The 23,582-nt window shown below is 66.0% G+C and carries 24 protein-coding genes and 1 riboswitch; of the genes, 10 read left to right on the top strand and 14 right to left on the bottom strand.

From position 1 onward, the window contains the following. Window positions 1-173 precede the first annotated feature (173 nt). The 3 genes from LGY53_RS42270 to LGY53_RS42260 all read right to left on the bottom strand — a co-directional run bounded on the left by LGY53_RS42270 (window position 174) and on the right by LGY53_RS42260 (window position 1,216). Complete coding sequence (locus LGY53_RS42270) at window positions 174-443, bottom strand: hypothetical protein (RefSeq protein ID WP_225732301.1); 270 nt, start codon at window positions 441-443, stop codon at window positions 174-176. Window positions 444-572: 129 nt separating this feature from the next. Beyond that, window positions 573-869: a hypothetical protein gene (locus tag LGY53_RS42265; RefSeq protein WP_225732300.1), complete on the bottom strand. Its 297-nt coding sequence runs from the start codon at window positions 867-869 to the stop codon at window positions 573-575. A gap of 5 nt (window positions 870-874) precedes the next feature. Next, complete coding sequence (locus LGY53_RS42260) at window positions 875-1,216, bottom strand: hypothetical protein (protein ID WP_225732299.1); 342 nt, start codon at window positions 1,214-1,216, stop codon at window positions 875-877. A gap of 172 nt (window positions 1,217-1,388) precedes the next feature. Between LGY53_RS42260 and LGY53_RS42255 the strand changes: the two genes are divergently transcribed. Then, window positions 1,389-2,546, top strand: coding sequence for a helix-turn-helix domain-containing protein (locus LGY53_RS42255; protein ID WP_225732298.1), 1,158 nt, complete (start codon window positions 1,389-1,391; stop codon window positions 2,544-2,546). A 402-nt stretch (window positions 2,547-2,948) separates the two neighbouring features. Here LGY53_RS42255 and LGY53_RS42250 read toward each other — a convergent pair whose 3' ends face one another. Genes LGY53_RS42250 through LGY53_RS42240 form a run of 3 tightly spaced genes read right to left on the bottom strand, consistent with a single transcriptional unit; the run spans window position 2,949 to window position 5,331 of the window. Beyond that, window positions 2,949-4,364: a DUF3631 domain-containing protein gene (locus tag LGY53_RS42250; RefSeq protein ID WP_225732297.1), complete on the bottom strand. Its 1,416-nt coding sequence runs from the start codon at window positions 4,362-4,364 to the stop codon at window positions 2,949-2,951. After that, complete coding sequence (locus tag LGY53_RS42245; protein ID WP_225732296.1) at window positions 4,361-5,080, bottom strand: bifunctional DNA primase/polymerase; 720 nt, start codon at window positions 5,078-5,080, stop codon at window positions 4,361-4,363. Before LGY53_RS42245 ends, LGY53_RS42250 begins: the two co-directional genes overlap by 4 nt. A gap of 53 nt (window positions 5,081-5,133) precedes the next feature. Then, complete coding sequence (locus LGY53_RS42240) at window positions 5,134-5,331, bottom strand: helix-turn-helix domain-containing protein (protein WP_308103110.1); 198 nt, start codon at window positions 5,329-5,331, stop codon at window positions 5,134-5,136. A gap of 148 nt (window positions 5,332-5,479) precedes the next feature. On the opposite strand from LGY53_RS42240, the gene LGY53_RS42235 reads away from it, so the two are divergent. The 3 genes from LGY53_RS42235 (at window position 5,480) to LGY53_RS42225 (ending at window position 9,353) form a co-directional block, all read left to right on the top strand. Beyond that, the gene (locus LGY53_RS42235) at window positions 5,480-6,139 is read left to right on the top strand and encodes a helix-turn-helix domain-containing protein (protein WP_225732295.1); all 660 of its coding nucleotides are present in this window, start codon (window positions 5,480-5,482) and stop codon (window positions 6,137-6,139) included. Between the two features lie 30 nt (window positions 6,140-6,169). Continuing rightward, window positions 6,170-7,504, top strand: coding sequence for a tyrosine-type recombinase/integrase (locus LGY53_RS42230; RefSeq protein ID WP_225732294.1), 1,335 nt, complete (start codon window positions 6,170-6,172; stop codon window positions 7,502-7,504). Between the two features lie 367 nt (window positions 7,505-7,871). Further along, a riboswitch (TPP riboswitch) is annotated at window positions 7,872-7,989 on the top strand. Beyond that, window positions 7,980-9,353 carry a cytosine permease gene (locus LGY53_RS42225; protein ID WP_225732293.1) on the top strand — a complete coding sequence of 458 codons (1,374 nt, stop codon included), beginning with the start codon at window positions 7,980-7,982 and terminating at the stop codon, window positions 9,351-9,353. It overlaps the preceding riboswitch by 10 nt. On the opposite strand, the gene LGY53_RS42220 is transcribed toward LGY53_RS42225, so the two are convergent. Then, the gene (locus tag LGY53_RS42220) at window positions 9,332-9,769 is read right to left on the bottom strand and encodes an N-acetyltransferase (protein WP_225732292.1); all 438 of its coding nucleotides are present in this window, start codon (window positions 9,767-9,769) and stop codon (window positions 9,332-9,334) included. The genes LGY53_RS42225 and LGY53_RS42220 overlap by 22 nt on opposite strands. A gap of 121 nt (window positions 9,770-9,890) precedes the next feature. On the opposite strand from LGY53_RS42220, the gene LGY53_RS42215 reads away from it, so the two are divergent. The 4 genes from LGY53_RS42215 to glgB are packed head-to-tail and all read left to right on the top strand — an operon-like array spanning window position 9,891 to window position 15,430. Next, entirely contained in the window at window positions 9,891-10,532 is a 642-nt protein-coding gene (locus tag LGY53_RS42215; RefSeq protein ID WP_225732291.1) for a LysE family translocator, read from the top strand. A gap of 48 nt (window positions 10,533-10,580) precedes the next feature. Next, window positions 10,581-11,216, top strand: a complete 636-nt coding sequence (locus LGY53_RS42210; protein ID WP_225732290.1) for a LysE family translocator — start codon at window positions 10,581-10,583, stop codon at window positions 11,214-11,216. Between the two features lie 54 nt (window positions 11,217-11,270). Further along, the gene (locus LGY53_RS42205; RefSeq protein ID WP_225732289.1) at window positions 11,271-13,277 is read left to right on the top strand and encodes an alpha-1,4-glucan--maltose-1-phosphate maltosyltransferase; all 2,007 of its coding nucleotides are present in this window, start codon (window positions 11,271-11,273) and stop codon (window positions 13,275-13,277) included. Next, window positions 13,274-15,430, top strand: coding sequence for a 1,4-alpha-glucan branching protein GlgB (glgB, locus tag LGY53_RS42200; RefSeq protein WP_225732288.1), 2,157 nt, complete (start codon window positions 13,274-13,276; stop codon window positions 15,428-15,430). Before LGY53_RS42205 ends, glgB begins: the two co-directional genes overlap by 4 nt. Window positions 15,431-15,491: 61 nt before the next feature. On the opposite strand, the gene LGY53_RS42195 is transcribed toward glgB, so the two are convergent. The 3 genes from LGY53_RS42195 to LGY53_RS42185 all read right to left on the bottom strand — a co-directional run bounded on the left by LGY53_RS42195 (window position 15,492) and on the right by LGY53_RS42185 (window position 18,010). Then, entirely contained in the window at window positions 15,492-16,340 is an 849-nt protein-coding gene (locus LGY53_RS42195; protein WP_225732320.1) for a tetratricopeptide repeat protein, read from the bottom strand. Window positions 16,341-16,401: 61 nt separating this feature from the next. Then, entirely contained in the window at window positions 16,402-16,770 is a 369-nt protein-coding gene (locus LGY53_RS42190) for a DUF3817 domain-containing protein (protein WP_225732287.1), read from the bottom strand. 61 nt (window positions 16,771-16,831) lie between these two features. Next, window positions 16,832-18,010, bottom strand: coding sequence for an acetyl-CoA C-acetyltransferase (locus tag LGY53_RS42185; RefSeq protein ID WP_225732286.1), 1,179 nt, complete (start codon window positions 18,008-18,010; stop codon window positions 16,832-16,834). 108 nt (window positions 18,011-18,118) lie between these two features. On the opposite strand from LGY53_RS42185, the gene mce reads away from it, so the two are divergent. Both mce and LGY53_RS42175 read left to right on the top strand, forming a co-directional pair. Next, window positions 18,119-18,580 (top strand): methylmalonyl-CoA epimerase, encoded by a 462-nt coding sequence (gene mce / locus LGY53_RS42180; RefSeq protein WP_225732319.1) that lies wholly within the window; start codon window positions 18,119-18,121, stop codon window positions 18,578-18,580. A gap of 86 nt (window positions 18,581-18,666) precedes the next feature. Beyond that, window positions 18,667-19,662, top strand: a complete 996-nt coding sequence (locus LGY53_RS42175) for a hypothetical protein (protein ID WP_167472533.1) — start codon at window positions 18,667-18,669, stop codon at window positions 19,660-19,662. A gap of 148 nt (window positions 19,663-19,810) precedes the next feature. Here LGY53_RS42175 and LGY53_RS42170 read toward each other — a convergent pair whose 3' ends face one another. The 4 genes from LGY53_RS42170 to LGY53_RS42155 form a co-directional block, all read right to left on the bottom strand. Further along, window positions 19,811-20,110 (bottom strand): ATP/GTP-binding protein, encoded by a 300-nt coding sequence (locus tag LGY53_RS42170; protein WP_225732285.1) that lies wholly within the window; start codon window positions 20,108-20,110, stop codon window positions 19,811-19,813. 21 nt (window positions 20,111-20,131) lie between these two features. Further along, the gene (locus tag LGY53_RS42165) at window positions 20,132-21,841 is read right to left on the bottom strand and encodes an endo-1,4-beta-xylanase (RefSeq protein ID WP_225732284.1); all 1,710 of its coding nucleotides are present in this window, start codon (window positions 21,839-21,841) and stop codon (window positions 20,132-20,134) included. Continuing rightward, the gene (gene nucS / locus LGY53_RS42160) at window positions 21,841-22,527 is read right to left on the bottom strand and encodes an endonuclease NucS (RefSeq protein WP_225732283.1); all 687 of its coding nucleotides are present in this window, start codon (window positions 22,525-22,527) and stop codon (window positions 21,841-21,843) included. The genes LGY53_RS42165 and nucS overlap by 1 nt, the downstream gene beginning before the upstream one ends. Window positions 22,528-22,595: 68 nt before the next feature. After that, complete coding sequence (locus tag LGY53_RS42155; protein ID WP_225732282.1) at window positions 22,596-23,360, bottom strand: rhomboid-like protein; 765 nt, start codon at window positions 23,358-23,360, stop codon at window positions 22,596-22,598. Between the last annotated feature and the right edge of the window lie 222 nt (window positions 23,361-23,582).

The raw sequence follows: 23,582 nt of genomic DNA, 5'->3' as shown, positions 1-23,582 counted from the left end.
GAGATTTGAATCCCCCTGGCCGCAGGACGGACTCACCGAACAGTTCCGGGGCGGCCGGTAGAGGCGGGTGTGACCGAAGTCATTACACAGCTTCCCCTCCGTTGAGGGGAAGCTGTCCGCTCAGCAGAGGGAAAAGCTTGGACTCGAGCTACTTGGCTTTCGTCCCCGCGCCGCTACGGACTAGTCGAATCCGCCCCGAGATCATCTCGGTTCCTGACCAGGCGCACACCGCGCATCTGATCGGGGAAGAACCAGGACGCGTTCGCCACGAGTTCAGCCACCAGATCCAACACGTTCTCGAAAGGCACTGCGACAACGGTGTATTCGCCACCGATATACGGTTGGTGCGCGGTACGGACCCCGGCGAACCGCACCCACAGACACTCCACCCGCGCATCCCCGATCGGCATCATCACCTTCCCCATCGCGGTGCGCTCGACCATGAGCACTTGCGCCGGATCGAGGACATCATCTTGACCTCGGACTCACGCGGCACCAGAAGTTTCCTTCCCAATTCGAAACGTGTTGACTTTCTTGCCTTTTCGCTTGCCCTGGCAATTTCCCTGCGTGCATCACCGCCCGTAGTCCTCCGATCGGCTGTCAGGTCGAATGCGCCCAGCGACAACGAGCCGCCGGAACGCGGCGGCTTTCCACTGGCACCACTCCGCCTGGCAGACAAGGTGTTCACGCATCAGGTAGTGGGCGCGGTCGATACTCATCGGCCACTCGATCCGCTCGTCGACCCGCCAGCCGATCCAGCAGTAATGCACCCGCACCTTCGGCCCTTTGGCAGGGCTGGCGGGCAGCAGGACCAATGTGGTTGCGATCGCCAGGACGAGAAGGCCGAGGACGCCCTGCCAGACCTCCATCGGTCTCACGCCCCTGGAATGCCCGGTCGGTGCGTCAGCGGCGGCCAGCGGTGCCCGCGCGCCCAGACCTGCCCGGTATCGGCGGCGATTACGTCGCAGAACTCGGTGTAGGCCCTACCAGCCCGCCACACATGATCGGCCGAAGGCGCGATGATCGCCGACGCCTCCTCCTGCTGAAGGTGCTGGATCACGACCACGGTGGGCATGAAGGTGTCCTCGTTGACGGCGACGATTTCGACGAGCCCGTACCCGATCAACGCGGCCGTATCTCGGATCAGCTGCTCGTCACGCCCCTGGTCCTCGCCGGAGATTTCCTGCTGCAAGAAGCCAATTGCTTTGTCCCGCATGGAATTCCTTCCCCTGTGCGAATGTCGGAGGCACCCGCCGCCGAGGGCTTTCGCCACCGGTCCAGCGGCGCGGTAGTGGATCGGTGTGCCATCGGCATCGGCCCGGCGGCGGGGCCTGAAACTGACGCTATGGCTGCGCGGTTCGCGGTGACCCGGATACGGTGTTGACAGGGTGTTTGCAGTCGACGAGGGACATATGGAACTGGGTTCGATGCTGCGCGCCGCTCGCGAGGCGGCCGGAATGGGCCTGCGCGAAATCGCCCGGCGCACCCACTTCACGCCCTCGTATCTGAGCCTGATCGAAACCGGGAAACGCCCTGCCACGATCGAGGTGGTGGCCGCCTACAAGAAGGTACTCGGGGCCGGAACTGTCACCGCCGAGCGATCTACGGATGGTGAGCTTGCTGCCCTGGATTGGGTACAGCGGGTTGCGGCATCGGACATTGGCGGCGGCACCCTCGAGCGCTTGGAACTGGCGGTCGACGATTTGGCTTCGGCTTACCCGACTACCGCGCCCGATCAGCTACTTGCCCAGGTGCAGCAGCATCTCGGCTACGCCGCCCGCTTGATGGAGGGCAAGAAGACCCTGGTCGAACACCGCAGGCTGCTCGTCACTGTCGGCTGGCTCTCGTTACTGGCGGGTACTTGCCACATCGATCTGGGCGAGGTGGCGGCAGCTGCGGCCCGCCTGCGCCTGGTGCGCGATATCGCCGACGAAGCCGGACATCCGGAGATCGCCGCGTGGTGCTTGGAGACGCGAGCGTGGCAACAGCTGACGGCAGGCGGTTTCGTTGCGGCAGTGGAGCTTTCGCGTGCCGCGCAGGCCATTGCCCCGCCGGATTGCTCGGCCTTCATCCAGTCGACGGCGCAGGAGGGGCGCGCACTTGCGCGACTCGGTGACGCGAAAGGAACGTACAACGCGCTGCGCAGGGTCGCCCGGCTGGTTTCCGGACTACATGTCCCGGACCGACCGGAACACCATTTCCGATACGACCCTGCAAAGTCGGATGCCTATGTAGCCACAACCTTGTCGTGGCTGGGCGATCCGGCCGCCGAGGCATACGCACGGCACGTTCTCGCCGATCTCGCAGGCGCAGCTGCCATCCGGCCGCGCCGCATCGCGTCCGCGAACCTCGATTTGGGCCTGGCCCTCGTCGCGGCCGACAAACCGGACGAGGCGGCCCATGTCGCACTCGCGGCCGTCACCTCCGGTCGGTTGGTGCCGTCCAACTACTGGCGCGTCGCCGAGGTCGTAACCGGAATCGAAGAACGCGATGCGCCGGACGCCGCCACCGTACGCGAGGCATTCCGGGACACTTATCCATCCTGATGGCGAATTCGGTCGCCCTGGGTGTGGTACGTCTGGCGTACCGGACCCAGCGGGTAAAAGGGTTTTAGTCGTCTGGAATTTTTGTAAGAGGGCTTGGGGGAACGGTCCGGATGGTCTCGAGCTAGGGATTCCGGAGGGGGGTCGTCTCAACCGAGACTCAGCGATCCGTCATCTCTGCGTTCTCGTCGGCTTTGGTGGTGCGAGTTCCGGCTTCCCCTCGGTTGAGGGGAAGTCAGTTTCAACACATTCGCGGAAAACTCGGCAATGCGCGCACGAGCCTGGGAACGGGTCACTCCCGCCACGGCTCCAGAGATTCGCCCTTCCCCACCCCCTGTGCGTCGAGGAATTTGGGCGGGTGTCCACTGAGCGGACACCCTCGTGGTAGGTCGTGATGGGCCTGGCTTATAGCAGTGGTCTCGATGCCTGCGCACCCGTAGCTTCGCGGCGCTCGAATTGGGATTGGCAGTCGTGGTGCCGCTGGTGTCCGCCGGGCACCCCGTCGAGACCGCATTCCGGACATGTCCGCTTGGCAGGGCGTCCGAAGCCGTCCGAGGTGTCCGAAACCGCGTCTGAGCTGTGATTATCGTCGGACGCCCCGGAATCCTCGGACGCCTTGAAGGTGTCCGAAATCGTGAAGCCGTCCAGACGTTGTTGCTGGTCGGTGCCGTTTTGGGCGGCTTGGACGCCTTCGGGCGGCTTGGGTGCGGGTAGGTAGCGTTCGAAGGCGTCGACGAATGTATCGAGGCGGTAGCCACGCTCGGTCTTGTAGCTGTCGCGGAAGTCGGTCTTGATGCCGTATTCGCGGAGTCGGTGGCCGAGCTTGGACGGGTTGAAATCGAAGGCCTGCCAAGGTGATTCATCGAGCGCGCACAGCTTCGCGCACAGCACCGCCGACTTCAGGAATACCTCACCGCTGGTAGTGAATATCTCGCGGATATCGGCGAGGAGCCGCAGATTCGTCGAGGTTGATTCGTCGGCGGCCTCGGCGGCGGCGACCATCGCTACGGCCGCCGACCGCGCGAGCTTCGGCCAAGTGCCGCCCGCCATGTCGGCCACGGAGATCAGCGGTTCCCATACATCGGCGGCGCGGTCTTCCACCCCGAGGTCGTCAGGTTCATAGCCGTCCAATTCCTCCCGCACCGAATCAGCCCATGCGGCAAGGGTTTCGCGCAGTTGATCGAGCGGGGGCCGGTCGCGGCGGGTCCGGTACGGGGATACCTTCTCGGTGGACTTGCGGCGCTTCATCTCGATGACGACGGCGCGGTCCTCGATGGTGTCGGGCATCCGCCCGATGCCCGCGAGAGCGGCCATGGCGAAGGTGTTGAACTCCTGCGGCTTATGGTTCGGGCCGACAACGCGGCCGAAGGTCAACCCGCGCTGGAACCCGGCGTTGAGCAGCCCGCGCAAGTCCTCGTTCTGCTCGGCGACCTTCTTGGAGCCGAAGATGGTATCGCACTCGTCGAACAGCAACGTCGGCGGCGGGTCGGCGGTCAGCGACCGGAAGATGAACGGCACGGTGGCATTCACCGCCCGCAGCGGCTTGTACACCAGTGCGTCAATGACTTCCAGCGCTCGCGACTTGCCGGACCGCTTCTCCGCCGACCGCAGCACCAGGCGCGGCGCGTATTCGAACGCGGCGGTCAAATGTGTGGTCGCGACCCACAGCACCACGCCGACCTCCGCGTGCACAGTGGGGAACACGCAGAAGGTGCGCAGGGCAGCGAGCACTTCATCCAGGACGGCCGCCCCGGACAGCTCGACTGGCGAAACATCCTCAGGCGGCTCCAGTGCCGCGTTGCTGTAGTCCACGTTCGTCACGCGGCCCTCCGCGACGCCGATCGGATGGTTCGCTCGATCTCGTTGTGCGACAGCCCGATTGCTTCAGCGGCCTCGATGATGAGGTTCAAGACTTCATGCTCGCGCCCTTCGGCGAACACCCGCGCCGCTGCCCAGAACAGGATGTTGTTGCGCTGTCCGGGATGCGCCTGCGCCACAGAACGAACCAGCCCTTCCGCGCTGGTTCCATCGCCGCCGAACAACCGCTGCCGGAAGGCGGAGACGACCGGAGCGCGCACCCGGTCGCGGAGACGATCAGGTAGTTCGGCGATCGGTGCCCGGTTCAGCCAGCGATAGCGGGCACCGCAGGGATGAATGCTCGGCGGCGCGACCAAGTACCCGGTGTTGGTCTTGATGTCGACACCCGGCGCGCCCTCGAGCCGACCGCGCATCTTGCCCGCGCACCGGAACCACAGATGCCAGCCTCCACCACCGGTTTGCGCCATCCATGTCTCGGGAAGGCTCCCCAGCGCCTCGGTGGTCCCGCCGTTGCGTGGGTCGATATCCAGCACCACCACGCCCGACTTCGGGCGAATTCCGATGTTGAACAACGGATTCCGTGCCCACCAATTCTCTATCACCACGAGGTTCGTGGTCGCGCCGTCCTTACCGTGCTTCGTCATCGGCGTCTTACCGCCCGGTGCCAAGGGCAGCACCGACAGCCCGGCGCGCGCGTAGGCAAGCGCATGCTCGACCATCACCTCCGCCGAGGCGTCAGCCTCCTGGTAACCGCACGGAGAACTGCTTGTCATCAGGCGACACCCGTCTGTTCGGTGCCTTGGAAGGTGTTGTCCGCCAGATACTTCGCGACATCCGAGGCGCGGTAGAGGACACGGCTACCGCGCTTGACGAACGGCACTCCTCGGCCTCGATAGCGGTCCTGCGCCAGCGACGCGACCGTGGTGTGCATGTACTCCGCCAGCTCGGCGGGCGTCAGCAGTTGATCCACCGTTGATACCTCTCTGCCTCACACCACCCCACCCGGGGTGAAGCCACCCGATTTCGAGTGGCCACATTCAGAAAAGCTCGAGAGACACCGTGAAGTCAAGACACTTAAAATTGAGTCGCGTCACCCAATATGAAGTAGACTGCCTCGCATGTCGACCGAACCCATGACCCTGGCGCAGGCCATCGGGCGCAACGCGCGCAAGCTCCGCGAAGAAGCGGGCGCAACCCTCGAGGCCGTTGCCTTCCAGGCGGGACAGTGCGGCTTGAAATGGACTTCCGGCAAGGTGGGAGATCTTGAGTCTGGTCGCGTATCGCCTTCTCTACCAACGCTTTACGCTCTCGGGATGGCCTTCGCGAAGCTGCTGGAGCGAGACGTGACCCTTGCCGAGTTGTGTGAACTCGACGACGGCAACATCCAGATCAATGACGCTCTGGTCATTCCCGGGCAGGCGCTCAGTCGCGCGCTGCGCGGTGAAGCCGTCATTCCGGTGGACGACTACTTGCTCGAGGTCGTCAAACGATCCCGGGCGCTCGGTGCTGTCGCCAAGTTCTACGGCGGCAAGCGTCCCAAGGGCGTATCCATGCTGGACGTGTACCGGGCCGTCGCCCAGGTTGGCCAGGCCGAACAGCGCGCGGCGAAGGATCTCGGCATCGTATCGGATCACCTCGCACTGCTCGCACTAGCACGCTGGAAGCACACCTTCAGCGAGGAGCGAGACGCCCGAGCGGGCAAGGACGCGAACGCCCAGCGACGCGGCCAAGTCACCCGCGAAATGAAAGACGAACTCAGACAGGATATTTCGCGGTAAGAACAGTTTCGCCGCAGAGGGGTGGGCCAAATGCCACGCAAGCCATTGTCGCCAGGTGAGCCCGGCGATTTCAGCGAGCCGAAGTGGAACGAGGCACGGAAGATCTTCCAAATCAGTTGCCTGGTAGGCGAACCTATCGGCAAGCCATCACGCGTATGGGCATCGGGCAAGACCAAGCGGCAGGCCAAGGACGCCCTGAAAAGGCGCGTGGCGGAGTGGAAGCCCCGCGCCGTCGAGATCGGTGCCTACAGCGCGAAATCGACCGTGGCGGAAGCAGTTCGAGCTTGGTTGCAGTCCTACGAGAACAATGCGAAGAAGCGCCCGCAGAATTCGCGTACCTACCGCCGCGAAATCGAGCCGTCGATCGGCCCGCGCGCGAAGGCCGACAAAGTCGTCATCGTCGGGTCCGACCTCGGCAAGATGAAGGCCGTCGACGTAAAGCCCTTCCACATCCGCCTGCACCTGGAACAGCTCAACTGGTCCACCACGAAGCAGAACCTGCACAAGAGCATCCTGAACATGACATTCCAGATGCTCGTCGACGATGGGTTGCGGGACTACAACCCGGTGTCGAACGTGAAGGGCCATCGCGGCGAGAATGCCACCTGGAAGACCAGAAAAGGCCAAGCGGTGAACCCGTACTTCCCGGACGAGCCCCAGCCGTTCACCCCGGAGGAGATGGCGCTGTTCCGGCACCTCGAGGCGCAGCACTTCGGCCCGGAGAACCGCAGGTACCGCCGAGACCCGAGGTTCCTCGATTACACGATGCTCGCCTACGAGCTGGCGGCCAGACCAGGCGAAGCCGTTGCCGTGCGATGGACGGATGTCGATTTCGACGCCGGAACGGTCACGGTGGCCGGGACGATCGTGGATACCGAACTCCGAGTTCGGCAGGTCCGCAAGGTCATTGACGATTACCAGCTGGCCGACCACGAAATCGTCGTTCCGGAGGGGTGGCGGAAATTTGGCGACGACACCGTTATTTCGGTCGTGTATCGCCAGCCGTTCACGAAGACTCGCGACTCGATGCGAACCATCAAGGTCAGCACGAGCACGTTGGCGATGCTGCGTAAGCGGAAGCTCGCCGCCGCGCCGCGCCAAACCCTTGTGCTACCGAGCCGATCCGGCAAGGTGCTGCCGACCGTGCAGCTGTCGAAGGTCTGGCGGCGGATCGTGAAGGACACCGAGTTGGAGTGGTCGACGCTGAAGACCTTGCGTAGCACCCGCGCCACCCGAGTGGCCGAGGTGCACGGTCTGCCCGCCGCCCGGCTGATTCTGGGGCACGAGGAGAACTCCCCCGTCACCACCCAGCACTACGTCGCCATGGGCACGACCATCGTCGTCGACTACGCAGACGCCCGGTGATTTCGGCGAAAACTGCCACAAAAGTGTCACGGGCCAGTTTTCGCCCAGCCTAGATAGGCGAATCCTCGCAGCTCACAACCGATTTCGGACCGGGCACGCTGGCGCATCGCCTTAATGCCTTCACCGTGCGAACCTTACACGGGGCGGGGTCAGCTCCTCTGATCGAGCCTGAGCGGCTCAGAGATCCGGCCCAACCAGACATTTCCTCGCCCTGAACGGCCTATTTCACCTTTCGTTTCGGCTTCGATCCCCGATTTTCGCGGGCGTCAGAAGCCCAACGGCCTGACTCCCTGCTTCTGATCCTCGATCGCGCCCGCCGCGTCCGGCCGACGCGGCGGGCACCGCGGGTGGACTACGATTTCGATCGAACAAACCACGCGGGAGCTCGGGCACGGCCGGGCTGAGAGGGCGGACCCGACCGCTTCGCCGACCGCATGAACCTGACCGGGTAATGCCGGCGTAGGGAGTATGGGCGATGTCCGTATCGAGTGTGCGTGCGAACGAGCGGCGCGAGGCGCCGCTGACCCTCGACGAGCCGACGCCGAAGGTGCTCTCCTTCTGGGATCAGAGCGCGTTCTGGGCCAACCTCGGGGTCAGCCTGCTCGCCTTCTCCGGCGCGTACACGGTGCTCGCGCCCGATAAGGACGGCAAGGCCCAAATCTCCATCGCGGCAGGCATTCTCGCGATGATCGTGGGAACGGTGCTCGGCGGGCTGATGCTCGGACTCGCCGCCGTGCCCGGCGCGAAAACCGGACGGCCCGCGATGGTGCTGCTACGCGGACTGTTCGGCGCGAAGCTCAGCTATGTGCCGACCCTGCTGAACATCGCGCAGTTGATCGGCTGGGGCACATTCGAATTGATCGTCATCGGGAATGCCGCGAAAGAACTGTTCGGCGGCGGCCCGCACTGGCTGTACGTGGTGGCCGCGGGAGTGCTCACCACGATCCTGACCATCTGGCCGCTCGGCTCGGTCCGGATGCTGCGGCGATTCGTGACCGTCGGCGTCGTGCTGGCGCTGATCTGGTTCTACATCCAGTTCATCCGCGCGGGCCTGCCCGACCTGACCGACAATCCGGGCCCGAAGGGTAACGGACCGTTCGGGGTGGACTGGAATCTGTTCTGGGTCGCGACCGATGCCGCACTGGCGGTATCGATCTCGTGGGTGCCCGCGGCCGCCGACTACACCCGGCACTCGCGCGGCGCGGGCGCGGCGTTCGGCGCGGCGAGCGGTGCGTACGCGATCACCCAGATCGTCGCCTACACCCTCGGACTCTTCGCGCTCGCACTGGCGACCGGCAACGGCGGCGCCTACCAACCGTTCCTCGACGTCACCCTCGGCGCGCTGTTCTTCTTCATCTTCGTATTCCGTGAGGCCGATCAGTCGTTCGCGAATGTCTACTCGACGGCGGTCTCCATCCAGAATCTGCTACCCAAGGTCGACCGGCGCATCCTCTCGATCGGCCTCGGCGTGTTGATCACGCTGCTCGCGCTGCGCCTGAATATGGAGAACTACTTCGGCTTCCTCGGCCTGATCGGTTCGGTGTTCGTCCCGCTGCTCGGCGTACTGGTTGCCGACTTCTTCCTGCGTGCCAAGGGCGCTTGGAACACCGCCGACGACGCGCCGTCCCGCTGGGGCATGATCCTCGCCTGGCTCGTCGGCTTCGCGGTCTACCAGTTGATCAACCCGGGCGACGCCGGTGCGTGGACCAAATTCTGGATCCACATCCAGGACCTGCTCCACTTCACCAAACAGCCGTGGATGAGCGCATCCCTGCTGTCCTTCCTCGCCGCCGTACTGGCCGCCTGGGTGATCGGACGAGTGAGCACCTACAGCTCGACCTGGAAGTGATGCGCCGAAATCCGCAGGTGGTGGCGCATATACAGCCGGTGCGCCGCCGCGCGGTCGGCGCCGACGCCCGAATCCAGGTGCAGCCCTTCGCATCCGAGACGCCGCGCCTCATCCTCGACCCATCGCAGCAGCAGGTCGGCGTATCCGCGACCGCGGGCCTCGGGCAGGGTTGACAGATCGTCGACGTACACGATATGTCCCCAAGCCGTTGCCCAGTTCTCGCGGAACCCCACCGCGGCGACCGCCGCATCGCCCACCCCGTCGAACGCGCCCACCAGCCGATATCCGGCCGGCCGCAGCCGCGTATCGATCAGGTCCACCATCGCGTCGACGGTGTCCCAGCGCGGCCGCAGCTCGAGCATGGCCTGCGCGGCGAGTTTGGTCTGTCCCTCGGGTAGTTCGCGAATCTCGGTCACCCCGGCGACGGTAATGGCGCCGTCCGCGATGCGGACAGAGCCAATTCGCATCGATTCCGGTAGGCCACTTACCTGGTAAAACTCCTGGCCCGGCGGCACATCGACGTGGCAGCATCGGCGAATGCCGCACTGGATTCACGTACTCCCGCAATTCTCGTTGGCCTGCCTCGTACTCGCCGTCATTCCCGGCCCGGCGACGGCACTGTTCCTACAGCGGTCGATCCGCGACGGCCGTACGGCGGGCCTGGCCGCGGTGGCAGGCAATGAGATCGGCGTATTCGGCTGGACGCTCGCCGGTGGCGCCGGACTATCGATCCTGTTGACCGCCAACAGATTTCTCAACACCACCATCCACGTCGTCGGAGCGGTGGTGCTGATCTGGCTCGGCATCCAGGCCTGGCGCGGCGCGCGCGAGGACGGCGAATTCGGCAGCGGCATGACGAATCTGCTGCCCGCGGGGCGCACCCCGGGCGCGGCCTTCCGCGCCTCGCTGATCTCGATCGCGGCCAACCCGAAGGCAGCGGTGTTCGGGTTGACCATCCTGCCGCAGTTCCTGCCGTCCAGCGGTCCGATGGTCGAATCGCTCATCGCCCTGACGGTGGTCCAGCTGGTGATCGACACCGCGTGGTGCGTCGGCATCGTGCTGGTCGCCGATCGCGCGGGAACCTGGTTGCGCCGCACCGGCATCCGGCAGCGCGTCGAACGCGCGCTCGGCGCGATCCTGGTGGCCCTCGGCCTCGGCCTCGCCGCCGACGCCCGCTGATCCGAAATCACCTGGCCAGAGCCCACCACCCCGTGACAGCATCGGCGGATGCCGCACTGGGTACAAGTTCTGCCGCAATTCGTCCTGGCCAGCCTGATCCTCGCGGCGCTGCCCGGACCGACCACCGCCCTGTACCTGCAACGGTCGATCCGCGACGGCCGCGCCTCAGGGTTGTCCGCCGTCGCAGGTAGCGAAATAGCCATGTACTGCTGGAATCTCGCGGGCGGCGCGGGACTCTCGGTACTGCTCGTCGCGAACCGGGCACTGAACACCGCCATGCACGTGATCGGCGCGGCGGTCCTGATCTGGCTCGGCATCCAAGCCTGGCGCGGCGCCGGCGAAGCAGGCGAATTCGATACGAATGCGGCGCCGCCGAGCGGCCGGACGGTCGGCGCGGCATTCCGCGCCTCACTGCTCTCGGTCGCCGCCAACCCGAAAGCAGCGGTTTTCGGGCTCACCCTGCTTCCGCAGTTCCTGCCCAGCAGCGGCCCGGTGCTACCGAGCGTGCTGATTCTGGGCGGCGTCCAGATCGTGATGGACAGCGTGGTTTCGGTTGCCATCGTGCTGGCCGCCGTCCGCGCTGGTCAGCTGCTGCGGCAGGCCCGAATCCGGCAGCGGATGGAACGTGGGCTCGGCGCGATCCTGGTCGCACTCGGAATCGGCTTGGCGTTCGACGCCCGTTGATCCCGGCCGGGGCGAATCCGGACCCTTCCCGGATGACCCGGTAGGTTGAAGGGTGTGACCGGCCGCATCGCCATCGATGACACCGCCCCGTCCATACCCGGCGGCTACCCGGCCAAGGCCGTGGTGGGCGAGGTTTTCCCGGTGCGCGCCGTGGTGTGGCGCGAGGGCCACGATGCGGTGGCCGCCACCCTGGCCGTCCGCGCGCCGGGTTCGTCGCGAGTCACGCGGATCCGGATGATGCCGGATCTCGAACCCGACGTCTTCAATGCCACATTCATCCCCAACCTGCCCGGTACCTGGATCTTCCGCATCGAGGGCTGGAGCGATCCGATCACCACCTGGCGAGCCGCGGTCGAGGCGAAGCTGGCCGTCGGCCAGAGCGCCGCCGACCTGGCCAACGACCTCGAAATCGGCGCGCGACTCTTCGAACGCGCCGCGTTGGCCCTGCCGAAGGCTAAATTCCTCCGGCTGCGCGCGGTCGCCGCCGCCCTGCGCGACGAGGAGCAGCAGCTGCCCGCCCGGGTCGCACCCGCCTTCGCCGAGGAGGTCGCGGAGATCCTGCGGGAAACCCCGCTGCGCGACATGATCACCCGCGGGCTGCAGCACACTGTGTACGTCGAGCGGCATCGCGCGCTCTACGGCTCCTGGTACGAATTCTTCCCGCGCTCCACCGGCGGCCGGGACGCCGACGGCAAACCGATCCACGGCACATTCGCCACCGCGACCAAGGAACTGTCGCGCATCGCCGCCATGGGCTTCGATGTCGTCTACCTGCCGCCGATCCACCCGATCGGCGAGGTGAACCGCAAGGGCCGCAACAATTCCCTCACCGCGGAACCGGACGATGTCGGCTCGCCGTGGGCCATCGGATCGCGCGACGGCGGGCACGACGCCATCCACCCGGCCCTCGGCACCGAATCGGATTTCGTCGAATTCGTCACCGCCGCAACCGAACTCGGCCTCGAAGTGGCGCTGGACCTGGCCTTACAGTGCGCACCCGACCATCCGTGGGTGCGGGCGCATCCGGAGTGGTTCACCACGCTGCCCGACGGCACCATCGCCTTCGCCGAGAACCCGCCCAAGAAGTACCAGGACATCTACCCGATCAATTTCGACAACGATCCCGACGGCATCTACGCGGCGGTACTGCATCTGGTGCGACATTGGATCGCATTGGGCGTCAAGATCTTCCGCGTCGACAACCCGCACACCAAACCCGCCGACTTCTGGGAATGGCTGATCGCGGAGGTGCGCACCACCGATCCGGATGTGATCTTCCTGTCCGAGGCGTTCACCCGTCCCGCCCGGCTCTACGGCCTGGCCCGGCGCGGATTCAGCCAGTCCTACACATATTTCACCTGGCGGGTCGGCAAAGGCGAGCTGGCCGAATTCGGAAAAGAGTTGGCGGACAAGGCCGATGAGGCCAGGCCCAACCTTTTCGTGAACACGCCCGACATCCTGCACGAGAGCCTGCAGCACGGCGGGCCCGGAATGTTCGCCATCCGCGCGGTACTCGCCGCGACCCTGTCGCCCACCTGGGGCGTGTACTCCGGCTTCGAACTGTTCGAACATCAGGCGGTGCGTCCCGGCAGCGAGGAATACCTCGATTCGGAGAAATACGAGCTGCGCCCGCGCCCGTTCGGCGAGGCGCTGGCGCGCGAGGAATCGTTGGAGCCCTGGCTCACTCGGCTCAACGAGATCCGCCGCGCCCATCCCGCGCTGCAGCAGCTGCGCTGCATCCACTTCCATCCCGTCGACAACGAGGCGCTGCTCGCCTACTCCAAGATCGATCCGATCAGCGGCGACGCCGTGCTCATCGTGGTCAACCTCAACCCGTACGGCACCGAGCACGGCATGATTTCGCTGGATCTGCCCGCGATCGGCCGCGAATGGCACGACCACCCGGTGGTTGTCGACGAGGTCACCGGCGAGGAATACCACTGGGCCCAAACGAATTACGTGCGACTCGACCCACCGAAGGCGGTCGCGCACATCCTCGCGCTGCCGCCCGTCCCGCAGCAGCAGCGCACGGAACTGGCCTACCGCAGGACATTCCGATGAACCGCCGCGATCTGCTGCTCATCGCCGCGGGCACACACCATGATCCGCACACCGTGCTCGGCGCGCACCCGCATCCGGACGGCACCATGGTCCGGGTGCTGCGCCCGCACGCGGAGACGGTGCAGGCCCGCGTCGGCGGCGTCGACCATCCGCTGGAATCGCTGGGGCACGGCATCTTCGCCGGTGTGCTCCCGTATCCGGACCTCATGGACTACCGGATCGTCACCAGCTACCCCGGCGGCCAAACCGTCATCGGCGCCGACGGATACCGCTTCCTACCCACCGTCGGCGAACTCGACCTGCACCTGATCGGCGAGGGACGGCACGAACGGCTGTGGGAGGCGCTCGGCGCGCACCCGCGCAGCTACACCACGCTCGACGGCGAGGTGCACGGCACCTCGTTCGCGGTGTGGGCGCCGAATGCCAGGGGCGTCACCGTCATCGGCGATTTCGACGGCTGGGCCGGGAATACCGCGCCGATGCGCTCACTCGGCCGCTCCGGGGTGTGGGAGGTCTTCATCCCCGGCGTCGGGGTCGGCACGAAATACAAGTACCGGGTGCACGGCGCCGACGGCCGCACCGTCGACCACGCCGACCCGCTGGCCTTCGCCACCGAACTGCCGCCGGCCACCGCGTCGGTGGTCACCGAAAGCCACTACGTCTGGAATGACAAGGGCTGGTTGGAAACCCGCGCACAGACCGATCCGACCCAGGCTCCGATGAGCATCTACGAGGTGCATCTCGGCTCCTGGCGGCCGGGCCTCGGCTATCGCGAATTGGCAAGGCAGCTGGCCGATTACGTGCACGCGGCCGGGTTCACCCACATCGAGCTGCTGCCCATCGCCGAACATCCGTTCGGCGGCTCGTGGGGCTACCAGGTCACCTCCTATTACGCTCCCACAGCGCGTTTCGGCTCCCCCGACGATTTCCGCGCCTTCGTAGACACCATGCACGCGGCGGGCATCGGCGTCATCCTCGACTGGGTGCCCGCGCATTTCCCGCGCGACGAATGGGCGCTGGCCCGGTTCGACGGCACCGCGCTCTACGAGCACGCCGATCCGCGCCGCGGCGAACAACTCGACTGGGGCACCTACGTTTTCGACTTCGGCAGGCATGAGGTGCGCAACTTCCTCGTCGCCAACGCCCGCTACTGGATCGAGGAATTCCACGTCGACGGGCTGCGGGTAGACGCCGTCGCCTCCATGCTCTACCTGGATTACTCACGGCCCGAGGGCGGTTGGGAACCCAATGTGTACGGCGGCCGGGAGAATCTGGAGGCCGTGCACTTCCTGCAGGACCTCAACGACAACGTGCACCGAAGCTATCCCGGCGTCGTCACCGTCGCCGAGGAATCCACCGCATGGCCCGGCGTCACCCGCGGCACCGATGTCGGCGGTCTCGGCTTCACCATGAAATGGAATATGGGCTGGATGCACGACACCCTCGGCTTCCTGTCCCGCGACCCGATCCACCGGTCATGGCACCACAACGAGATCACCTTCTCGCTGGTGTACGCGTGGAGCGAAACGTATGTGCTGCCCATCAGCCATGACGAGGTGGTGCACGGCAAGGGCACGCTGTGGACCCGCATGCCCGGCGACGATTTCGCGAAGGCGGGCGGGGTGCGCGCGCTACTGGCGTACATGTGGGCGCATCCCGGCAAACAGCTGCTGTTCATGGGCCAGGACTTCGGCCAGTTCCGGGAATGGTCGCACGACCGCGGCCTGGACTGGGACGAGCTGAAAAATCCCCTGCACGAAGGCATTTCGACCACCGTCCGGGACCTCAACACCGTCTACCGCGCGCATCCGGCGCTGTGGAGCCAGGACACCGCCCCCGGCGGCTACTCCTGGATCGAGGCCGACGACCGCGCCAACAACGTGCTCGCCTTCCTCCGCTACGGCTCCGACGGTTCCGTCGTCGCCTGCGTCTACAACTTCTCCGGCTCGGTGCACGGCGAATACCGCGTCGGCCTGCCGAGCACCGGCACCTGGCGCGAAATCCTCAACACCGACGCCATCGAATACGGCGGCTCCGGCATCGGCAACCTCGGCGGCGTGAAAGCCACCGACGAACCATGGCACGGCCGCCCCGCCTCCGCCGTGGTAGCCCTGGCCCCCAACAGCGCCGTCTGGCTCACCCCCGAACCGTGACTCCGGCGCGGCGTGAAAGACGCCGCGCCGGAGGGCCTTCCGGGTTCAGTAACAGCCGGGATCAATACAGGGCGGTGGCCAGTTTGCGGCGGGCCGCGACGACGAAAGGCTCTGCCTTGTCGAACAATTCGAAGAGTTCGAGCAGGCGGGTGCGGACCTTGGTGCGGTCGTCGCCGCTGGTGCGCTTGATGAGGGCGATCAGGCGATCGAAGGCGGCCTCGGGCCGCTGATTGAGCACTTCGACATCGGCGGCGTCGAGTGCGGCATCCAGATTCGCCGGATCGGCGTCGGCGGCGGCGACCGCGGACTCCGGCACCTCCTGGGCGCGGGCCAGGAAACGCAGCTGACGCAGCGCGTTCTTGGCCTCTTCATTATTCGGCTCGGCCGCGATGACCGCCTCGTAGGCGGCCTCGGCACCGGCCAGATCGCCGCGCTCCAACGCCTCCTCCGCGGCGACGAATCGCGGATCCTCCGTCGGCTCCGGTGCGGGCGCACCACCCTCCAACTTGCCCGCCACCGCGTCGACGACGGCGTTGAGCCACTGGCGCACCTGCGGTTCCGGTTGCGCCCCTTCGAAATCCGCTAGTGGCTGACCACCGGCGATGGCGATGACGGTCGGAATGCCCTGCACCCGCAGCGCCTGCGCGATCCGCATATTGGCCTCGGCCTCGACGGTGGCCAGATCCCAGGTTCCGCCGTCGGCCTCGACGAGCCGCTCCAGTGTGCGGACCAGCTCGACGCTGCCGGGGCTGCGCTGCGAATACAGCACCACCACCACCGGCACCTGCAGCGAGCGCCGCAGCACCTTCGCTTCGAAGTCCGCCTCACCTACCGCGTAACCGCCGGCGGGCGCCCCGGCGGCGGTGGCGGCGGGCTGCTTCAGGCTGGAGAGATCCACCGCACCGGACATGGCGGCGGCAACGGCGGGCGAGGGACGACGGGAAGCAGGTCGAGTCACGGTTTCCAGTTTGTCATGACGTCGCGGATGCGGGGGCCGCAGTATCGCTCGCGACGCTGTTGCTCAGCTCACCGAGCTTTCCGGTGCGCACCGCCCACACTTCGAACAGCACGGTGCAGAACGGCGGAATGCTGGACAGCAGCGCCAGCACCGTCGTCTTCCAGGTCCAGGCCAGCTCGCGGGCAGCGAGCACGGCGGTCAGCACGAACAGGATGAAGATGATCCCGTGCGTCATGCCGAATACCTTGACCGGCCAGGTCACCGGCTCGGGGAGCCGCTTGAACACCATGCCGACGATCAGGAAGACCCAGGAGATCGCCTCCAGCACCGCGATGAGGCGGAACCGCTTTGCCACGGTGCTCAAGTCGAAGAAGTTGCCCATGGGCACCATTCTGCCCGATGCACTACAGGCGGTCGTAGTCGAACGGCTCACACCGTTACGGCTACACCTTGATGATCAGCGCATCACCCTGACCGCCGCCGCCGCACAGCGCGGCCGCACCGATCCCGCCGCCGCGCCGCTTCAGCTCCAGCGCCAGGTGCAGCAGGATCCGCGCACCCGACATGCCGAGCGGATGCCCGATCGCGATGGCGCCGCCGTTGACGTTCACCTTCGCCGGATCGATCCCCAGCTTGCGGGTCGAGGCGACGCCGACCGCGGCGAATGCCTCGTTGATCTCCACCAGATCCAGATCAGTGGGCGAAATGCCCTGTTTCGCACAGGCTTTCAGGATCGCGTTGGCCGGCTGCTCCTGCAGCGAGGAATCCGGACCGGCGACGACACCGGCCGCGCCGATCTCGGCGATCCAGCTCAGCCCGAGCTCCTGCGCCTTCGCCTTGCTCATCACCACGACCGCGGCCGCGCCATCGGAGATCTGTGAGGCGCTGCCCGCCGTCACCGTGCCGTCCTTGCGGAACGCCGGACGCAGCTTGCTCAGCGACTCCACCGTGGTGTCGGCGCGAATGCCCTCATCGGCGGTCACCAGCACCGGGTCGCCCTTGCGCTGCGGCACCGACACCGGCACCACCTCTTCGTCGAAGACGCCGTTCTTCCACGCCGCCGCCGCACGCTGATGCGAGGCCGCCGCGAACGCGTCCTGATCCGCGCGGCTGATGGGGTCGAGATCGTTGCGCTGCTCGGTGAGCGCGCCCATCGGCTGGTCGGTGAAGATGTCGTACAGACCGTCGTAGGCCATGTGATCGCGCAGCGTCACATCGCCGTATTTATAACCCTCCCTGCTCTTTTCGAGCAGATGCGGCGCTTGACTCATCGATTCCTGACCGCCGGCCACCACGATCTCGTATTCACCGGCGCGAATCAGCTGATCCGCGAGCGCGATCGCATTGATGCCCGAAAGGCACACCTTGTTCACCGTCAACGCGGGCACATCCATCGGAATGCCCGCGGCCACCGCGGCCTGCCTGGCCGGGATCTGGCCCGCGCCGGCGGTGAGCACCTGACCCATGATGACGTAATCGACCTGCTCGGGCCGGACGCCGCCCTTCTCCAGCGCGGCCTTGATGGCCAGCCCGCCGAGGGCCGAACCGCTGAAGTCCTTGAGCCCGCCGAGCAGTCGTCCGACGGGGGTACGCGCACCGGAGACGATCACGGAAGTAGTCACGACGAGGCCTCGCACTTTCTATCGCACGGTCTTTGTACTCAACGGTAACCGGTGTCGCCAACACCCCGACACGCAGGTACGCGCTACTTTCGAGTAGTGAGCAACGTTATGGATCCATCCGGTTTCATCCCGGGCGACTACGTCATCGCCGTCGACCACGTCGGCATCGCCGTACCCGACCTGGATGCCGCAATCGCCTGGTACGCCGAGAATCTCGGCATGATCGAGACCCATCGCGAGGTCAACGAGAGCCAGGGCGTGCACGAGGCGATGCTCTCGCTCCCCGGCGCCGCCGACGACGCCACTGCCCTGCAGTTGCTGGCGCCCCTCAACGCGGAGTCGACCATCGCCAAGTTCATCGATCGCAGCGGCCCCGGCCTGCAGCAACTCGCCTACCGGGTCACCGATCTCGATGCCGTCTCCACTCATCTGCGCGGTCGCGGACTGCGTTTGCTGTACGACGAACCGCGGTCCGGTACCGCTGATTCGCGCATCAATTTCATCCACCCGAAGGATGCTGGCGGTGTGCTGGTCGAGCTGGTCGAGCCGAACGCGAATGTTACGCACTAGTATCAAGATCGGGTCCAAAAAACTCGTTGGAATCACATTCGCGGTCGAGTCACCATGAGGTCTCAGTAGGCTGTAGTTTGTGTGCCATGTCGTCACCTGAGTCCGATCGCAATCGCTTCGTTGCACTGCCCTTCACCGTTGTGCGCAAGGGTTATGCGCAAGACGAGGTGCGTAACTACTTCGACCGCTTCGATGCGGAGCTAAGGGTCACCGCCACCGACCGCGATGCCGCTGCGGCACAAGCACGTAACCTCGCCGCGCAGCTCGAGGACGCGCGGGACGAGATCGACGAACTCCGCAAGGAGGTCGACCGGCTCTCCGTTCCGCCGACCACCGCGGAAGGTATGTCCGACCGCATCTCGCGCATGCTGCGCCTCGCCTCGGACGAGGCCTCCGAGGTCCGCGCGCTGGCGCAGGCCGAGGCCGCCGAGATGGTGTCGATCGCCGAGCAGCAGGCCACCGAAATGCGCGGCAAATACGAGTCGCTGCTCGCGGAAACCAAGGAGAAGCGCGAGGCGCTCGAGATCGAATTCGAGCAGACCCTGGCCAACGCGCGCACCGAATCCGCGAAGATCATCGAGGCCGCGCAGGCCGAGGCCGACCGCCTCGGTAAGGAGGCCGAGGCCAAGCGCAAGGCGGCCCAGCAGGACTTCGAGGTCACCATGGCCGAGCGGCGCACCAAGCTCACCCGCGCCATGGAGGAGCTGGAGGCCACCAGCCGCGCCGAGGCGGCGCAGCGGATCAAGGACGCCACCGACGAGGCGAACCGCCTCATCACCTCCGCCACCCAGACCTCCGAGCGCAAGATCGCGCACGCCAAGGAACTGGCCGAGGAGATGCGCGTGCTGCGCGGCCGGGTCCTGGCCCAGCTGCTCGGTATCCGCGGCCAGCTCGACTCGGTGCCCGCCATGCTGGCGGCCGTCAACCGGGAAAGCGAACTGCTGGACGGGGTTCCGGATCAGCGCAAATCCATCGGCGGCTCGCAGAAGTCGGTCCAGGGCTCGCGGACCAAGGCCATCCCCGAGGTCGGCTCCGACGAGGAGATCGACGCCGACGAGCGCGAGAACGCCGACATCTCCTGACGTCGGATCCGAGAAACAACGGCGACGACGTACCACCACTCAGCCGAAAGCCGCCCCACCCCGGGGCGGCTTTCCCTATTTGCGGGCCAATCAGACATACCAGATGGTCTGGATCAATCCGGCGTTTCCGGCTCCGGCCCAATGGTTTTCACGACCAGCGGCGGGTGATGCGGCGGGTTTGGCGGCCGTCCCAGCAGCCGCGGTGCCAGTGGCGGCGGTCGTCCTCGCCGCCGTAGGCGGGCCAGGCGACGATATGCGCTACGCCGGGGACGATTTCGTGGTCGCAGCCCGGACACCGATAAGTTTTCACGGCGCGGGTACCGGGAACGGTACGCACGACGTAGGTTTCATCGCCTTCCGGACCCGGCTCGGTCCGGCCGAAAACATCGCCGAGCGGTGCGCCGCCGGACAGTTCCCGACGGCCTGCGCGCGGTTTTCGTCGAGGCATAGCAACCAGACTAAACAGGGTTCAGCCGGGCAGTTCGGCCAGCATGGCCGAATAGGCCGGTTTCGGGCGCATTCGGGCGTCGATGGGCAGCGCATCGGCAGGTGCGACCGGATACTTTCGCGGTGTCGCGGTCGATCCGTATTTGTCGGTGAATCCCCATGTGCTGAAGCTCGTGCAGGATAGTTCGTCCTTGCACACCGCCAACCGTTCGGCGAACTGCTTCGCCTGGATATCGTGCTCATCGGGCTCGACGAGCACATCCATTTCCGACACCCGCGACTGCACGCCGAGCGCGGCCAAGGCGCGCACGTGTTTTCGGAACGTTTCGCCCGAAATCCGGTCATCCTCGGTGTATTCGTGCCCCTGGAAGCCGACGCCGTCGATCGGCACACCGCGCTCCTTCAACCGAGTCACCAACGCCAGCAACGCATCCCAACGCCGCCCGTCCGCCTCGACACCGTATTCGTTGATGAAGAGCTTCGCATCGGGATCCACCGTGCGCACCCGGCGGAACGCCTCGTCGATGTACTGCTCGCCGAGCGCCTGGAACCAGATATTGCGCGCGGACCGAATTCCATTGTTGCCGTTGGCATAATCGGCCGGATCATCGGAGATCGGCTCGTTCACCACATCCCATTCGGCGACCTGTCCGCGGAAATGTCCGGCCACCGCGTCGATATGGTCGAACATGGTCTGTCGCACCGCATCCGGGCCCGACACCTCGCGCATCCACTGCGGCAGCGCCTCATGCCACACCAGGGTGTGCCCGTGCACCTTCATCGCGTTGGCGCGGGCGAAATCGATGAGCCCGTCGGCCTCGGCGAAGGCGAATACTCCGCGCCGGGGCTGCAGGAATTGGGGTTTGAAATCGTTTTCCGGCGTGAACATTCCGTACTGGGCGGCGGCGAAGGCGCGATAGTCCGCATCGCTCGCCAGCGGACCACTGGCCAGCGCCGTACCCATCTCGAACGGCCGCGACAGTTTCGCCGCGTCCGTACGCAGCGATTTCGAAGCCGAACTCTCTTGCGGTGCAAGCGAATCCAGCACCGAAAGGTGCCGCCCCGGCTCCGGGCGCGCGGTCAGCGAGGTCAGGGTCCAGCCGCCGTCGAGTTCGGCGTCCGCACCGAACCAGACCGTCGCGCCGTCGAAGATATCGCCGTCCGGCACGCTACCGACCTCTTTGCCGTCGATGGACAGCACGGCGATATTGCCGTCGGTGCGTACCGTCACCGTCGCGGCGCCCGCCAGATCGGCGCCGAACGACCGGGTCTGCGCGGGCCGGTCCGAGCGCCCATCCCACACGGCCACCTGTAGTTTGCCGCCCGCGATACCGAAACGCAGCGACGGCGGCTCGTAACGCCACTCGTCGTATACGACCGGAACACCCGAATACAGCTGCAGATACGCGCCGCGGGATCCGATATCGCGCATCGTCGCGGTCACTTCGAAGTCACCGTCGATCCGCAGCCGCGGCCCGCGCAGGTTCACCGGCGGATTCGGTTGACCACCGGATCCGTCCTGCCGCACGATCTTTCGGTCCAGCGGCGTGATGCGCAGGCCCTCCACACCCACCTCGGCACCCGTGAAATGTGTCCAATCATGGCCGTGCAGCAGATCTTTCACCGCAGCGGCGGCATCGGCGTGCTGATCCGCACAGGCGGCTCCGCCCGCGGCCACCAACACCGCGCCTGCGACAACCAACGCCGCTCTGGCGCGTCTGGAGCCCGACATCAGAACAGACGGAACTCGTTGCTCTCCGTGCCGCGCAGGGCGTCGTAATCGAGGGTGAGACAGCGGATGCCGCGATCCTCGGCCAGCGTGCGGGCCTGCGGTTTGATCTGCTGCGCCGCGAATACGCCGGCGACCGGCGCCAGCAGCGGGTCACGGTTGAGTAGTTCGAGGTAGCGGGTGAGCTGTTCGACACCGTCGATCTCGCCGCGCCGTTTGATCTCCACAGCGACGGTGGCGCCGCCCGCGTCCCGGCACAGCAGATCCACCGGGCCGATCGCGGTCATATATTCGCGGCGGATCAGCGTGTAACCGGCGCCGAGCGTCTGCACATGTTCGGCCAGCAGTTCCTGCAGATGGGCTTCGACACCGTCCTTCACCAGACCCGGATCGACGCCGAGCTCATGCGAGGAGTCGTGTTCGACATCCTCGATGGTGATCCGCAGTTCCTCCCCCGCCTTATTGGTGACCACCCAAAGCGCCTGCGCCCCTTCGGGAATATCGGCGCCGTCGCGCTCCTCCAACCAGCAGGGCGGGCTCATCCAGTTGAGCGGCTTGTACGAGCCGCCGTCCGAATGCACAAGCACCGAGCCGTCCGCCTTCATCAGCAGCAGCCTGCGGGCCATCGGGAGATGAGCGGTCAACCGACCGACATAGTCAACCTGGCAACGAGCAATCACGAGGCGCACCCAAGCACTCTAGGCGAGCGCCCCGCACCGGTTTCCGGCAGCCCGCCGCGCGTGTCGGCGGCGCGGCGTCAGCCCAGGAGGAGACCGGCGGCCAGGACGGCCGCGCCGAGCAGCAGCAGCCATTCCACTTTTGTGAACCTGCGGCGGGCGACCTGACGGGTGCGCAGCATCGTGTAGCCGGCTGCGACACCGATGAGCAGCGATAGCAGGTGGCCGACATTCGTGAACGTCTGCCCGACCACCGCGCCTTCCACGGCGACCGCGAACCAGCCGACGATCCAGGCGATCCGCCACGGCCTCGGCAACACCGCGACCAACGCACCGAGCACCGCCATCGCGCCGTAACTGATCCCGACGTCCTCTGCCCGGCCGATGCTCTGCGGCATCCATTCCGCGGTCACCGCGATCCAGAGCCCGACCGCGACGAGCAGCGTGGCACCGATATGACCTGCCAGGAAAATACGCACCAATTGTCCTGAACCGAACCGCAATTCGGCCAGCGCGAGCAGACAGGCGAGCAGCGGGAGGATGGTCAGCGCGACGGCGGCGTCGCCGATCACGAACGCGCTGGAGAACAGCGTGCTGATATGTCCGTGCAACAGATTGTGCAGGTTCGTGCTGGTGTGCAGGATGACACCGGTCTGCTCGGATTCGCTCAACGCGGACAGCGCCATCGCGACCACGACGAGGCCCGCCAGATACCCGAGCGTCACCGGCAACGGGAGACGCCAACGACGCGAGGGTTTATCGGACTCGACCGAAACATGATCCGTCGACACACGATCGACAGATGTCGTCGCGGTGACCATGTCCACCTCCGTCTGGCTCGGCACCGGCGGCTCTCCACCACCTGATACCCATGATCTTTTCCAGCGCTCCGGGCGCGCTTCATGTTCCCTGTGAATACGCTGGGAGACTGGGAGCGGCGCATCCTCTCCTACGGCCCGGCCCCGGATACGACGAAAGCCCCCCAACAGTTGTTGGGGGGCTTTCGTGAAAGATGTTCCGGCGGTGTCCTACTCTCCCACACCCTGTCGAGTGCAGTACCATCGGCG

The sequence above is a fragment of the Nocardia sp. JCM 34519.1 genome (assembly GCF_020361265.1).
GTDB lineage: Bacteria > Actinomycetota > Actinomycetes > Mycobacteriales > Mycobacteriaceae > Nocardia > Nocardia arthritidis_A.
This window is presented reverse-complemented; position numbering and strand designations above follow the sequence as displayed.